The organism is Crateriforma conspicua (genome assembly GCF_007752935.1).
Taxonomy (GTDB): Bacteria; Planctomycetota; Planctomycetia; order Pirellulales; family Pirellulaceae; genus Crateriforma; species Crateriforma conspicua.
Window position 1 is genome coordinate 5727516 of sequence record NZ_CP036319.1, and the last position, 14633, is coordinate 5742148.

Here is a 14633-nt window from a genome sequence, read left to right on the forward strand (position 1 = left end):
TCCTGTCTATAGGGACATTTGCAAGACGATCTGTTTCGACACGATAAAGACGGCAACCAACACGATTGCGACGGCAAAGACCTTCTGCAGTGACGCGGCGGGTAAGTGCTTTCCGACCGCCCCTCCCAGCCACATGCCGGCGAAACCACCAACGATGAACAGCGATGTGATCGAGAGAGAGATGTGATTGCCCCCGGCGAGGTGTGACGTGACGCCACTAACACTGATCAAGACGATGACCAACAACGATGTCCCGACGGCTCGGTGGATCGACATACCGCTGGCCAAGACCAATGCCGGGACGATCACAAACCCGCCGCCGATCCCAAAGATTCCGGACAAGAAACCCGTCATCAGGCCGATCAGCAGCAACAAGCGTGCGCACCGGGAAGTCAAACGAAGCTGACCATCGGCATCCCGCTGACAACGTCGACGATCAGTTTCACCGTCTTCCGACTGGCAATTGTTTGGGGCGACATCGGGTGCATGATTCGCCTTGTGCCATAGTTGCCAAGCCACCACCAGCATCAAGATCGCAAACAACACCAACAGCAACCCGCCCGGCAACCGCGTTGCAACAAAAGCACCAACCGGGGCGCTGACCATACCGGCGACGGCGAAAAGGATTCCCGTTCGGAACTCCACTTCGTGCCGAGCGACCCTTTGAACGACGCCCAGCAATGCGGTTCCCCCCACCGCCGCCAGAGAAATCCCCACGGCTTCCCTGGGTGAAACCGACAACCCATAGACCAGCAAGGGAACGGCGAATATTCCGCCCCCACCGCCGGTCAGCCCCAGAGCCAAACCGACGATCGCACCGAACGCGACTGCCAGCGGATCCATCAGAACACTCCACAAAGCAAAAACATCGCGACATCACGACATGTCGCACATTCAGTCAATCAATGACCGGAAAGAAGATCGTTCCGCCAAGACGGTCAAAATGCGGTGGCGGTCACAGCAGTGCCCTGTGCCAGCGAGCGTCGCGTGCCGAACGACCAACTTGCACCATAGCGGCTTTCACACCGAAATCGGCCATGCGGTGGCTGACGCAAATCGTCGCAGTCGCCACCTTTGGAAACGACTTACCCACCCGTCGCAAGAGTCGACACGAGAACAAACACCGCAGCGGTTTGCGTCGGTGGAACCAACAACGCTTGACTCCGGAGTCGGTATCTCCGAGCCCGCGTTTTATAAATCCCTCAGCACTGTCCGGTGATGAAACCCAAACAGTCGTGATCAGTTCGGGTGATCCGAAGTTGCCGAGTGTTCGACATGGTTTTGAAGGTATTGGTGAACACAAGTGATTCCCAGTGCGCCGTCGCCCGCGGCAAACGCACAACGTTTTGTCGTTCCGCTGCGGACATCACCGGCGGCAAAGATTCCCGGTCGGCTGGTTTCCAATTCGCAGGGTTCACGCGACACCGGCCACGCGTCCGCCTGTCGCAAAGCAGGCCCCGTCAAAATGAAACCACGACGATCCAGTGCCAGCGTTTCCCCCAGCCAATCGGTGTGCGGCTTGGCGCCGACAAAAACGAAAACGGCCTGGCAGCCGAGTGTTTGGGATGATTGATCTTGGTTGTTGCGAACCACAATATGCTGGACGCAATCTTCACCATCCAACCGATCGATTTCCGTATTCAACATGACGTGGATGTTTGCGTTGGATTCGATTCGACGCGCAAGGTAGTCCGACATGCTCTTGCGCAGATTGTCACCGCGAATCAGCAATCGAACTTCGCTGGCATGCCCCGACAAATACATCGCTGCTTGACCAGCGGAATTTCCGCCTCCCACCACCACCGCCATCGAATCCCGACATGACCGCGATTCGACGGTGGTCGCGGAATGGTAGAGCCCCGATCCTTCGAAACGATCGGCACCATCGACGGGCAACCGTCGGTAAGAAACGCCGGTGGCGATCAGGATCGTTTTGGTCCTGACCGATTGTCCCGTACAAAACTGCACCTGATGCATGCCGTCGGATGTCGGAGTGACCGAGGTGACGGAAACGGGAGCTAAGAAATCAGCATTGAATTTCATGGCCTGAAGAAACCCGAGATTGGCTAACTCGGTTCCCGGCAAACCGGCCGGAAACCCCATGTAATTTTCAATACGTGAACTTTGACCCGCTTGACCGCCGGGTCCGACACTATCGACCAGCAACGTTTCTAAACCTTCGGAGGCACCGTAAACCGCTGCTGCCAAACCGGCCGGCCCGGCCCCGACGATGACCACATCGTAGGGACGACTGCGGACATCTCTGGCGATCCCCAAGCATTCGGCGACCTTTGCAAGCGACGGTCGCGGAATGACATTCTGGCTGCATGCGATGACCGGTGTTTGCTCGTTCTCGATGCCCCAATCCTTGATCGCTGATTGCCCTTGGGGACTGGCCACATCAATAAATGTGTAGGGCACTTTGTTTTTGTAAAAGAATTCACGAAAGCGTAGCGTTTCACCAGAATTGGCCGCGCCGACGACTCGGATTCCCAAAAATCCCGAATCCTCCAACATACGGCGTCGTACCTGAAAGGCGTCCAACAAACGGTCGCTCAGTTCCGGCAGATCCGCAATCATCTGGCGGACTTGGCAATACGGCACTTCGATCAACTGGCAATTCCCGACCGCAACGGCCGTTACAACCGAAGGGCGATTGGTCAACATCGATACGTCGCCGGTAAACTCGCCGGGGCCGTGAACCGCGATTTCGTTTGGACTTCCCGACGACGCCTCGGTGATGCGGACGGTTCCTTCGCGAACAACGAAGAAAGAAAACTCACGATCACCTTCGCGAAAAAGCACACGCCCATCGGCAACGTCACGAAGATCCCCGATTTCGGACACGATCTCCATCTCACGCTCGTTCAGCTTTGGAAACGCCGTCTCGGCTGTGCTTGCTGCCATCAAAGTTACCCTTGTCGTCCGAATTTCCCGGCGAATCACTGAAACGAGCAGTTAATTGTATCGCTTCGGCGATCCATCGCATCGGCCATACCCGCAGCGACCGTAACCACTCGGAACGCGGCGGCATGCCGATTCCTGACGCCAACCTCCGTGAAACCATGAAGATTGCGTAAGAAGTCGTTGTTCCGTCATTTGGCAGCGGACAAACTCAGAACGACCTCCAATGTCGTCGTGATCAACGCGCCGATCCTTCCCAGACGAAGAGCTTCCAACACATGCAGTTCCCAGCACTCTCGCGGCGTCGATTGTTCCCCATGCTTGCGGCCGGCGGCATCACGATTGCATCATCCGCCTTGTCCGAAATACCGGTTGCCGGTCCCCCGGTCACCTTTGGATTGATCGCCGACCCGCACGTCGGGTTGGCGAAAGATGCTCAAGATCGCCTGGGTGTGTTTCTGGACCGAATGTCCACAGCGTCGCCCGATTCGCTGATCCAGTTGGGCGATTTTGCCTTTCCCGAGCCACGCCATCAGCGGTTGGTCGATTCGTTCAACCAGATCACCAAACACCCGATTCACGTGATCGGAAATCACGATCTGGATTTCGGACATACGCCCGATACCTGTGTCGAATCGTGGGGAATCCCCCGGCGTTTTTACCGTCATGACGTTGGCCCCCTGTGCGTGCTTGTGCTGGACGGCAATGACAAGGGTTCTCCGACACACGATCAACATGGTGGATACCCAAGCTACGTCGGGCCCGAGCAACTGGAATGGCTGGACCAAAGTTTGGCTGACGCCGACCGGCCCGTCTTTGTTTGCTGTCACCAACCGCTTGCGGGGCGGGCTGCCGTCGACAATGCCGATGCTGTTCGTGAAATTCTTGAAGCTCACCGTCGCAAAATCGTGTTGTGCTTGAACGGACACACGCACATTGACCAACTGCTGGAGATCAGCGGCATCCCATACATGCACGTAAATTCGGCCTCGTATCATTGGGTGGGAGGACCACGAAAATGGGTCAGCTACGCAGATCCGTTGTTTGCCACCATGGTCGTCAATCTTTCAAAACGACAAGTCACAATCCAAGGCCGGTCGAGTCACTGGGTGGGTGCTCCTCCCGCCGAAGCGGAACAGGATTCGTCGGACGTGATCGTTCCGCAGATCCGATCACGGTCGATCATCACGGGCTAGTGTCGTTTGGCTAGAACGCTGCTCGGAAACTTGCGGTTCGCGATCCGCCTAATCGTTCCAAACCGTCACGTGGTGGCCGACGCCACAGTATTTTTGCCATGTTCGCCCATGGGTCGTCCCATGAAACATCGCAGCGGCAATTAGTCTGAATGGCTCATTCGAGTCGGTCGCGTGCGTTTCGATGCATTCGGCGTGGATCTGTTTTCTGTTCACCCACGCCGTCATGATCACACCGGACGAAAACTCGTCGCGTCATCACTCGGATGCCTTGGAACATCGGGTGGTGGGTTGCCGGTGACACGACTCGCATGTTCTCTTTCAACAAACGACAAGTTGCCTTTGGCGACCCGCTCGTGCCCAACCGCGTGTGGCATCACCGAACAGTCAAAAAGCTTGTGAACATCCGCGCCCGATCGCACATCCAATCGGCAACCGCTATGGTGCCGATCGATGTCATCAACCGCGTGTTTTGTCGGTAAAGTGACATCATGTGATCATTTCATGAAGCAAAGACTGTTCGATGAAAACTCGATTGATTTTGTCGTGGTGCGTTGCCTTGATCGGAACGTCACCGAACGCCGAATCGCAATCGCCGGACCGTGTCTATCCGGCGGCACATTCCCACAACGATTACACGCGTCCACAGCCGTTGACGGATGCCCTGGCCAACGGATTTCGCAGCGTGGAAGCGGACATCTTTCTGCGCGATGGTGACTTGGTGGTGGCCCACGAAGCCGATCAAATCAGACCCGAGCGAACGCTGAGGTCAATGTATCTGGATCCACTGAGTCGCCGCGTCCGGAAATTTCAAGGATCGGTCTATCAGCAACCCATCGAATTCATCCTGCTGGTCGACATCAAAGACGATGGCGAAACGACCTATGCGGCGCTGCATGAATTGTTGTCCGAGTACGCTTCCATGTTGACTCACGTCAAAGACGGAAAGCAAGTCTCCGGTGCAATCAGCGTTGTTATCAGCGGCAACCGCCCCATCGAAATGATGTCCGAACAATCGACGCGTTACGCCGGAATTGATGGTCGGCTGAGTGATCTTGATTCCGACATGCCAGCCCACCTGATGCCAATGATCAGTGATCGCTGGACCAGTCACTTCGCCTATCGGGGAGCAGGGCCCATCGCGGATGCCGACAAACTAAAGCTGCGGCAAATCGTTGCGAAGGCTCATCGTGCGGGTCGCGTGCTCCGATTCTGGGCCACTCCCGAAGACCAGAACCTTTGGCAAGTTCTTGTCGACTTGGACGTCGACTTGATCAACACCGATCACTTGGCACGCTTGCGAGCATTTCTGGCATCTCAGGAATCGGCACCGTCGTTCGAATGATTGTTCATTCGGATTCCGTCTTTGATTCGCCCAAATCCACCACATCGACATCGCGCCAGCGAAAATAGATGGCACCCGTCGGACAAGCATCGACGCATTCCCGGGCGACCGAGTGAACGGCATCTTCCCATGAACGGTCGAACGGAACGCCGACGCGAACATCAAAGCCACGACCGACGAATGACAGCCCAAGATCTGACTTGGATTTTGAAGCGATCTGAATGCATAACTCGCACTTGATGCACTTCCCGGGTTCGAACAAGACGTCACCACCGCGGCCAACCACTTCGTAAGTCGCTTGACGAGACCCGAATCGTCCCGGGTCGGCATTGTATATCGATGCCCAATGTTCCAATCGACAGTTGCCGTGGGCCACGCACCCACAAGCCAGACAACGGCCGGACTGTTTGGCGGCTGTGACGGAATCCACACCGCCGGTCGATTCGTCCACCACCAATTGTGCCGTGGCCAACGGTGCGTGCCCGGCGTCTTGTACAAACTGATCCAGTTCTTGAGGTGCGACCTTGCCCATCCGAGATGAAAACGCTCGAGAAATTCCCGTCATTTTTCCCTTGGTCAGGTACTGGTCGATGCAAACAGCCGCTTCTTTCCCGTCCGCCGTGCTGCGTACAAAGAGTGCGTTTCCACGAACGGCGTTTCCCGCAGCAAATACCTGATCGACATCCGTGGCGTAGGTCGCACGGTCCACCTGGATGCCTTTTCGGTTCGTCTTTAATCCCCACTGCTGTGCCGCCTGCATCTGGTCTTCGCCCCAAGCCACGAGGACCGCATCAAAGTCTTCCAACAGGTTCTCAAATTCATCCTTCGACTGGACCGCTCGATCACAGGTCAATTCGAAACCGACCTGACGAACTCGCTGAATCTCTGATGCCAGAACCGCTGGCGGCAAAGCATCGCCCCCCAATGCGTGCAGCCGACCACCAGGCTGCGACGCCTTCTCTAAAACTTGGCATTGATGCCCCAGCCGAGTCAGGTAGTAGGCTGCCGACAGACCGGTTAAACCGGCGCCAATGACGGCAACGCGTTTCCCAGATGCGTTTGTTGGTTCGGGTTGATAACCGTCACCGGTCGCCAAGTCTTTATCGGCAACCACTTGCTTCAATTGGCACACCGCGACCGGGTCATCTGCAGCGTTTCTTCGACATCCCTTTTCACACGGTTTGGTACAAATGCGTCCCAGAATGGCTGGAAACGCGATGTCGTTCTTGATCGTTTCGATCGCTGCGGACCATTCCTGATCACCGATCTGACGCAGCATCAATGGAATGTCCATGTGCGCGGGACAGGCGAAGTGGCACGGCGCCAGACAGTCCCCCACGTGCTCGCTAAGCAACAATTCCAGTGCCGTTCGGCGCGCCGCGTGGACTTCATCCGACTCACTCTCGATCTGCAGACCATCCGTCGCAGCGGTGGCACAACTGGGAACCATCCGCCCGGTCGCGACATCACGCACCAGACAGACTTGGCACGACGCCGATGGGTCATAGCCCTTCAGATAGCACAGCGTGGGGATTTCGATCCCAACCGACAGGGCAGCTTCCAGGACAGTCGTGCCGGGATCGACCACAACATCCGTCTGATCAATGCGTATCGTTGGCATCCCTAATCTCCTGCATCGCTGTTTGCACCGCGTGTTCCCAAGACCGACGTCTCGATGAAGTCACCACCGGATTGTCGATCAAACAAGTGCCAGTGTTTGTCATCGCGATTCACCTTTCGGGCCCGACACAATTCGAATGGCATCTTCGGGACAGATCGTTCGACACGCGTCACATCGTGTGCATCGACTGTCATCAATCGAGTGAATGCGATAGGGCGTCATTGGAATCGCATCCACCGGGCACTGTTGGCTGCAAAGCGTACATCCGATGCAATTGTCTTGAACTTGGTATGAGATCAAGTTTTTGCATCGCCCCGAGGGACACACGCCACGAAGGTGCGCTTCGTATTCATCTCGGAAATACTTCAGCGTCGAAAGAACGGGATTGGGGGCGGTTTTACCAAGTCCACATAAGCTGCCTTGGGAAACGCTTTCGCAAAGCGATTCCAAGGTGGCCAGATCAGCCTTCTTTCCCTTCCCCTCGCACATGCGATCCAGGATCTCCAGTAAACGCTTGGTCCCCACACGACAATACGTACATTTGCCGCATGACTGGTCCTGGGTGAACCGCAGGAAGTACCGGGCGATATCCACCATGCAGTCGGTGTCGTCCAAAACAACCAAACCACCACTTCCCATGATCGCGCCGACACCACGCAATGCCTCATAGTCCACCGGCGTGTCGGCCAATTCTGCAGGAATGCATCCACCTGATGGGCCGCCGACCTGCACCGCTTTGAACGTCCGGCCTTCGGGGACACCACCACCGATCGAGTTTACGATTTCGCGAATCGTGATTCCCATCGGGACTTCGATCAGCCCTCCGCGTTGCACCTTTCCGGTCAACGCGAACACTTTGGTTCCTTTGCTGGATGGTGTTCCCACGGACGCGTATTGTTCGCCGCCGTGACGCAGAATCCATGGCACCATTGCCAGGGTTTCAACGTTATTGATCAACGTGGGCTTTTTCCAAAGTCCCGACTGGGCAGGGTAGGGCGGACGTAAACGCGGCGTTCCACGACCGCCTTCGATCGAATGAATCAGCGCGGTTTCTTCACCACAAATGAACGCACCGGCGCCCTCTTTGATATCAAATTCCAGCGAATGATTGCTTCCCAGAATGTTCGGCCCCAAAATTTTCGCTTCCTTGCACCGCTCAATCGCTTCGCCAATACGCGTCACCGCAAGTGGGTATTCCGCGCGGATGTAGAAGTATCCTTGCCGAGCCCCGACAGCCAGCGCGGCGATCGCCAATCCTTCGATCACGCGATAGGGAAAGGATTCCAGCAGCATACGATCCATGAACGCGCCGGGATCGCCTTCATCCCCGTTGCAGATGACGTACTTCTGGTCGGATTGCGTGTCCGAAACGATTTGCCACTTCGCAGCCGATGGAAAGCCGCCGCCCCCACGCCCTCGCAATCCAGACACACGAATCTGGTCAATGATCTCTTGCGGCAAACGCTCGTGAGCACAGCGTCGCAACGATTGAAAACCGCCGAACCGTTTGTACTCCGCAAGATCCAAAGGATCGATGGCACCACTGTTTTCGGTGGCGATTCGTTTCTGCGGTCCCAGAAAATCGCAAACCGGACCACATTCGGTTTCCAGCGGTGTCGTCGCGTCGTCGGACGGCGGCTGTCCTTCGTAAACGACATCCAACAGGTGATTTGCAGCCGATGCGAATCGTGAAATCCAGCTTTTTCGCGGAAAGCTTGAACGCAAGATTCGATCGACGTCCGATTCAACGACTCGTGCGAATGTTTCGGTCGTCCCGTCGCGTTTGCAGACTTCCAGCAGCGGCGTCTGGTGACACATTCCGACGCATCCGACGCTTTTGACTTTGGCATCCACGCCCAGCTCAGACGCAGTCGCGGCGGCTTTGTCGAACACGCGTCGACTGCCCTGCGCGACACAGCATGACCCCAAGCCGACGCGAATTTCGCCGGCACCCTCGGGCATACGACGCGGCATCGCAATCGAGGTCTTTGGTCCGGACACTCTGGTGTCGACTGATCGAACCTTCTTGGCCACTTCGGCAGGTGCGAGCCGCCCGAAGACTTGGTCGTCGACTTGTACCACCGGTGCAAGGGTACAACATCCCAAGCATGCCACCGGTTCAATCGTGAACTGTTGATTTGGATCGGTATCCTGCGTCGGATCCATCCTCAAATCAGTTCGAAGCGTTTCGATCAATAGATCGGCCCCCTTCACGTGGCATGCCGTTCCACAGCAAACCTGAACGTGATGGCGTCCCATCGGCCGATGCCGAAACTGGGTATAAAACGTGGACACTCCGGCGATCGAAGCGGGGGTGATATCGGTCAATTCACAGACACGCTCAAGCGCCGACGATGGCAGATAGCGATAATGTTTTTGAATAGACTGCAGCAGCGGAACGACGGCATCCGGTGTCCGTCCGATGCGCCGCACGGCATCGTCGACGAAGGTCAAATCCACGTCCGTCGTTGGCGAATCCGCCCCAACCGTTTCCTTGACAACCGCACTCATGACTGGAGTCCCAAACAATAAAGGTGTTCACGACCTCGCAGGAAGATCTTTCCGTTGGCGACGGCGGGGCTGGTCACACAATCTTCGCCCAAATTCGATTCCGTGATTGTTTCGCACCCGTCTTCGCTGGGACGAACCGTCCAGCACAATCCTGTTTCACCGACCAGTAGGACGTCGTCACCAAAACACGTGGGTGAAGCCTGGAAATTGTCCTCGTAATCGGTCTCCCATAGGGGGTCGCCACCGCTGTCGGCATCGTATGCCGCAAGGGTTCCATAGGACGTCAGCATCAAGACAAGGTCGCCGACGATCAGCGGGCTGGTTGTATCCGGAATGCTGAATTCCGCTGTCCAATCGACATGCGTTTCCGTCACATCCCCAGTGCCTCCCCAACGAACCGCCGTCGCTCCGGGCGATTCGTTTGCCACAATCACGTGCTGGTCCGAAAAAACAGGAGACGGACCGACATCTTGACGAAGTGCTGCACAACGCCAGCGTTCGGATCCATCGCTCAGGTTGTAGGCGATGACCCAAGGATCGGCACAAGCAATCAAAACATCCTGTCCGTCTCGATTAGCGACGATCGGGGTCGACCACGACGCGGGCACCTCTCGTGCAATGGAATAAACCGCATCGCCTGTGGCAACGTCCAACACGTCGATTCGTGATGCATCGTCGGACTTGCTGCCTTGGTCCAACTGCACGATCAATCGATCACCCGACAGCACCAAGGAAGAAGCGTGCCCATAGATGTTTTCCAGTGGGCCCAAATCCCTTAACCACACTTCATTGCCATCACGATCCAGTGCCACCAACAAGCCATCCGCGAAAATGGCGAAGGCCAACTGGCCATTGGTGGTCATCGTCGACGCGGCGTACCCCGTGTCTTCACTGACTTCGACCGCGGGACGCGTGGGATCCGGATGCTCCACCTCTTTCGTCCAAAGCAGCGTCCCATCGGTGACCGAAAAGCTCTGGACGCAACGTCGCGTTTCGTCCGCCGACGCCAAAAACACACGGTCACCCCACACCACCGGGGATCCATTACCGGGACATTCGACCGGCACCTTCCACAGGATGCCTTCGCCGGTATCTGCATCCCAGCGAAAATCCAAGGACGACATTGCACTGGTTCCATCACCCCGTGGCCCACGAAATCGATACCAGTTGCTCGCAAATTCTTCAGCCGAAACCGACGCCATTACACTCTGGATCTCGGGAGGGGCGGTGGCAGCCTCCCCACCGTCGGCTTGATTGCGTTCGACAGCAGAATCCTCGATCGCACGTGACGCAGCGAGGGCCGCTGACAGGTCTTGTTGGCCATTCCTTTGCAACAACACCGCCACCATCAGACACGCCGCAACCAGAACGGTGACAGCGGACATGCCCCAGGTGGATTTGCGATGAAAGTCACTTGGTTCTGGATCACCACTCCGAATTTGCATTTGCGATGGGTCGGACATTGGTCCCAAACGCCGCGATGCCAGGAAGACGATCACCGCACCGACCAAACACAAACGCGCGCCCCACCAAGTGAACGCCTTTCGACGAAAATACTGTTGTCGTACCTGTTGATCGCGTTGGCGGATCTGCTGTTTTAGCGAATCGTCATTGGGTTGTTCACGCAATTCAAGTTTCAATTGCTGCAACGTCGAATCGCTATACGGGTCGATGATTCGACCGCCGAAATCGAAGAACAACGCTACTCCGACGAACAACAGAAACCAGGTGGCAACCACCGATAATCCGTTGCGGTTTCGATAGAACAGTTGAAACAGATTCATGGACGATGTTCCCCCTGAATCGTTGGCAATCCCACGACGCCTTGTTTGGCATGTTCGACGGGACAATATTCAAAGCAACGCCCACAGGAAACGCATGCCGATCGATCGGCAACAAATTCGTCTTGTTGTCGACGGCGACACAAAGAAACCGATTTGCCAACGACGACCAGTGCAATCCAAACGCCAAGCCCCACACCGGCGTAGCGATACCGATGCTGTGTTGCAACCGCGTCCAATAACAACTGATCGGCGTCGCCCTGTGCGGCGCGAAAAGCATCGCTGGCGTCGTTGGTTGGCCACTGGGGATCAACCGCTTCATGCTGCAACTGACTTGCCAGCTGCACATCGAATTCCAAGCCCGAAAGAGCTGGTCCAAGGCGATAGCCCACAATTGCCAAGCCAATGATCAGCACAGGGGTGGCGGCGAAGACAATCATCAGACGTCGTTTCCCCGAAACAGCCTCTTGATCGGTGGCCGTTTCGGTAGGTGGCTCGATCGCACCATAGGGACAAGCGTCCCGACAAAGCCCGCAACGGATGCAGTCGCCCGGTGGAATCCGCACGTTCGATCGCGAAACTCCGGAACACGCGGACAACAACGCACCGTACGGACAAAGAAAGCGACAATACGGTCTTCCGACGAACACACCGACAAGCAGCAGGAACGTTCCGAACAGAATCATTCCGGCATTTCCGTTGAATCGAAAGAAGCCGACGAACGGATCGTAACGACAGATCAAAAACATGCCTCCGCTGGCTGCAAAGATGACCGCGGCTCCCAGATAGATCCACGGCACCAAACCCAAACCATGATCGATCCATTTGGGGATTTGAACGTTTCGGACAGCCACCATTTCTTGGATCGCCCCCAAGGGGCAGACGCCCGAGCAAAAGACACGCCCAGAATAGAGAGCGAACAGAATCGGCAAACAGAAAAACCCGATCACTGTTAGCGGAACGGCATAAGACGCGTTGGTCATCGCATAGGCAACATTCTGTACCGAACCCACCGAACAAACGCAGCCTTGACGAATGAATCCGAACCAGACCAACGAAAATGCGGACAACCAAAACAGCGACCGACGCGATCGAACGACCAGGGCGAAATAGCTGGCGAGGACTAGCGCGACCAAAAGGAGCCCCAAGTCCAGGCACTCCCACCAGAAACCGCTGGCTGCCGGTTGTTCCGATACCGGAATCGCGTGATCGGAAAACTGGGGCGTCGGAATCAGATTTCCCAGCATGAATCCGCACAACGCCGCCGACGATTCACAAATGCCCGCCACACACACCGTTTGAATCATCGCAGCGTCACCTGATGCAGAAGGGCCTTCGATTGATTCGTCGGTGTCGGCCTATTGGTCAACAATTCCTGTGCCTGGCGTTTCAACAGATACGGCCGTTCGGCGGGGACTTGCAGGAATGCCTCGGTGGGACAGGCGCGACTGATCGCACATTCGTTGCAATTCACGCATTTGTCCTGCATGACCTGCAGGTACAGCGAACCGTTCATCAACGCACAGCCTTTCACGCACTTTCCACAACCAATGCAGGCTTCGGGGTCGATGGTGTATTCGTAAAACTTCTGGCCCGCTTTTTCTTCAACGAATCGACGTTCGATGGCCGCAGTCGGACAAAGTTGGTTCTCCGCGGCCGTGTCGACGGCGGTGTAGTTGGGGTCCAGGTAACCCGTGCAGATGTCGCAATACCCACACATGTCAAAGCACTGAACACACTTGACCGCGGATTCATCCAGAACGCATTCGGTTGCACATCGGCTGCATCCCACACAGCGATCCGGGTCGATCTGCCAACGCATTTCTTGTCCGACCGCTGAGCGTCCGGCCACTCCCCCGGCAACGGCACCAACCGCCAAAACGCCGACAGCCCGAGTCATATCACCGACAAATTGACGCCGTGATTCGCGATGATCCGCGTTCATCATCGTTGCTTCCTTGGACGTGAATCCGACCGCGACGGTTGGCGAATCTGACATGCCACGCTTAAGCGACACTGGTCACAGCCCGTTCCCTGGTCGATACAGCGTCCCGACATTCTTCGCTGCACAAGAAAGTACGCGATCAGTGCAATCACCAACGTCGTACCACCACGCATCCATTGTCGGAACCATTCCCGGCGATCGATGAATCGCCTGTTCGGATGATTGCTCGTTTGCCGTTTGGGATCGTTCATGGGAATCATCTCAGTTGCCTGCAAGTTCCAAATCGTCGGCCATGCGTGCCTGGGCAAAGACGCGGACACAGTGCTGCAGCGGATCGAGAACCAAGATTTCGCCGGCGGAGTTTGATGCGACGTCGAAAATGGCCGGCGTCATGTCGGTACGTGGATCGCCCAAGCGACTGGAATCCACCTGCAGGTCCTCCGACGCGGCCACCAATCCATCGAACTGCCCATCGGCGGTATAGACCTTGATGCGCGGGATGCCTTTTTCGCTGGTCAAGAACCGGCCGTCGGGCAGACGGGATAAATGGACGGGGTTGCAACAACCGAAAAAGCTTTCGACATCGACACCGCTTTCGCCCCAGGCCAGTTCAAACTTCCCGTCCGACGAATAAGTCTCCACGCGATGAAGCCCCGGATTGACGACGTACAACAAACCGTCGTCGGAGGAAAGCAATTCGAAATGATTGCTGGGAACGTTGAAACGCCGTCCATCGGGAACTCGATCAGATCCATTCCATTGGTTCATCAGCCCCGCGGAATGATCAAAATGATGAACCAAACGTTGCCCCGCATCGGCTAGATAGACACCGGCATCGGACATCGCGATGGCGGTGATAATCGCGTCGGCCGACATCGAAGCCCACGGTGTCACTTGACGTGATGCGAAATCGACGCGATGCACCTGGTTGGCCGATGCCACCAGAATCGATGGCACTTCGCCGGACGCAGCGGAATCGATTGTCGCGCATTGTGGAACGAATGACAGTTCCATTGCCCCGTGTACTTTGCCATTCTGATCCATCCATACCACGTCGCCTTGCTGATCCGATCGACGCCCCAGGACCAGAATGAAGTCGGCACTGGAAACCTCGATCGCAATGGGGTCCTGCAACGCCAATGAAATCTCTCGGACCTGTTTCCACTCGAATGAATCAGCGTTGGGACGCAGATGTGGATCCAAATCTAGCTGAAACGCGGAGCCCGGAATGTCGGGATTAACGCGTCGATCAACCACCAAGTAGCCTGCAGCACCGATGATCGCGATGGTCGCGACAACGATCGGGATAGCATGCATTCGATTCATCACTTTG

At 56.3% G+C, this 14633-nt stretch carries 11 protein-coding genes; 2 read left to right on the forward strand and 9 right to left on the reverse strand.

Annotated features, from left to right (window positions below; translation table 11 throughout):
- Positions 1-6: 6 nt before the first annotated feature.
- Positions 7-843: a sulfite exporter TauE/SafE family protein gene (locus tag Mal65_RS20985; protein ID WP_145302155.1), complete on the reverse strand. Its 837-nt coding sequence runs from the start codon at positions 841-843 to the stop codon at positions 7-9.
- 396 nt (positions 844-1239) lie between these two features.
- Positions 1240-2907 (reverse strand): FAD-dependent oxidoreductase, encoded by a 1668-nt coding sequence (locus tag Mal65_RS20990; RefSeq protein WP_145302158.1) that lies wholly within the window; start codon positions 2905-2907, stop codon positions 1240-1242.
- Positions 2908-3182: 275 nt separating this feature from the next.
- Between Mal65_RS20990 and Mal65_RS20995 the strand changes: the two genes are divergently transcribed.
- Positions 3183-4100: a metallophosphoesterase family protein gene (locus tag Mal65_RS20995; RefSeq protein WP_145302161.1), complete on the forward strand. Its 918-nt coding sequence runs from the start codon at positions 3183-3185 to the stop codon at positions 4098-4100.
- A gap of 520 nt (positions 4101-4620) precedes the next feature.
- Positions 4621-5442: a phosphatidylinositol-specific phospholipase C/glycerophosphodiester phosphodiesterase family protein gene (locus Mal65_RS21000; RefSeq protein ID WP_145302164.1), complete on the forward strand. Its 822-nt coding sequence runs from the start codon at positions 4621-4623 to the stop codon at positions 5440-5442.
- A gap of 4 nt (positions 5443-5446) precedes the next feature.
- Here the strand turns inward: Mal65_RS21000 and Mal65_RS21005 are convergent, their stop codons facing one another.
- The 7 genes from Mal65_RS21005 to Mal65_RS21030 form a co-directional block, all read right to left on the reverse strand.
- On the reverse strand, positions 5447-7063 hold the full coding sequence (locus tag Mal65_RS21005) for an FAD-dependent oxidoreductase (RefSeq protein WP_145302167.1): 1617 nt from the start codon (positions 7061-7063) through the stop codon (positions 5447-5449).
- 99 nt (positions 7064-7162) lie between these two features.
- On the reverse strand, positions 7163-9574 hold the full coding sequence (locus Mal65_RS21010) for an NAD(P)H-dependent oxidoreductase subunit E (RefSeq protein ID WP_145302170.1): 2412 nt from the start codon (positions 9572-9574) through the stop codon (positions 7163-7165).
- Complete coding sequence (locus Mal65_RS21015) at positions 9571-11358, reverse strand: BamB-related PQQ repeat family beta-propellar protein (protein ID WP_145302173.1); 1788 nt, start codon at positions 11356-11358, stop codon at positions 9571-9573. Before Mal65_RS21015 ends, Mal65_RS21010 begins: the two co-directional genes overlap by 4 nt.
- Positions 11355-12662: a 4Fe-4S binding protein gene (locus Mal65_RS21020; protein WP_145302176.1), complete on the reverse strand. Its 1308-nt coding sequence runs from the start codon at positions 12660-12662 to the stop codon at positions 11355-11357. Before Mal65_RS21020 ends, Mal65_RS21015 begins: the two co-directional genes overlap by 4 nt.
- Positions 12659-13303 (reverse strand): 4Fe-4S binding protein, encoded by a 645-nt coding sequence (locus Mal65_RS21025; protein ID WP_196784346.1) that lies wholly within the window; start codon positions 13301-13303, stop codon positions 12659-12661. The genes Mal65_RS21020 and Mal65_RS21025 overlap by 4 nt, the downstream gene beginning before the upstream one ends.
- Positions 13300-13551, reverse strand: a complete 252-nt coding sequence (locus Mal65_RS26685) for an Mtc1 family protein (RefSeq protein WP_165701433.1) — start codon at positions 13549-13551, stop codon at positions 13300-13302. The genes Mal65_RS21025 and Mal65_RS26685 overlap by 4 nt, the downstream gene beginning before the upstream one ends.
- 10 nt (positions 13552-13561) lie before the next feature.
- Entirely contained in the window at positions 13562-14626 is a 1065-nt protein-coding gene (locus tag Mal65_RS21030; RefSeq protein ID WP_145302179.1) for an NHL repeat-containing protein, read from the reverse strand.
- Between the last annotated feature and the right edge of the window lie 7 nt (positions 14627-14633).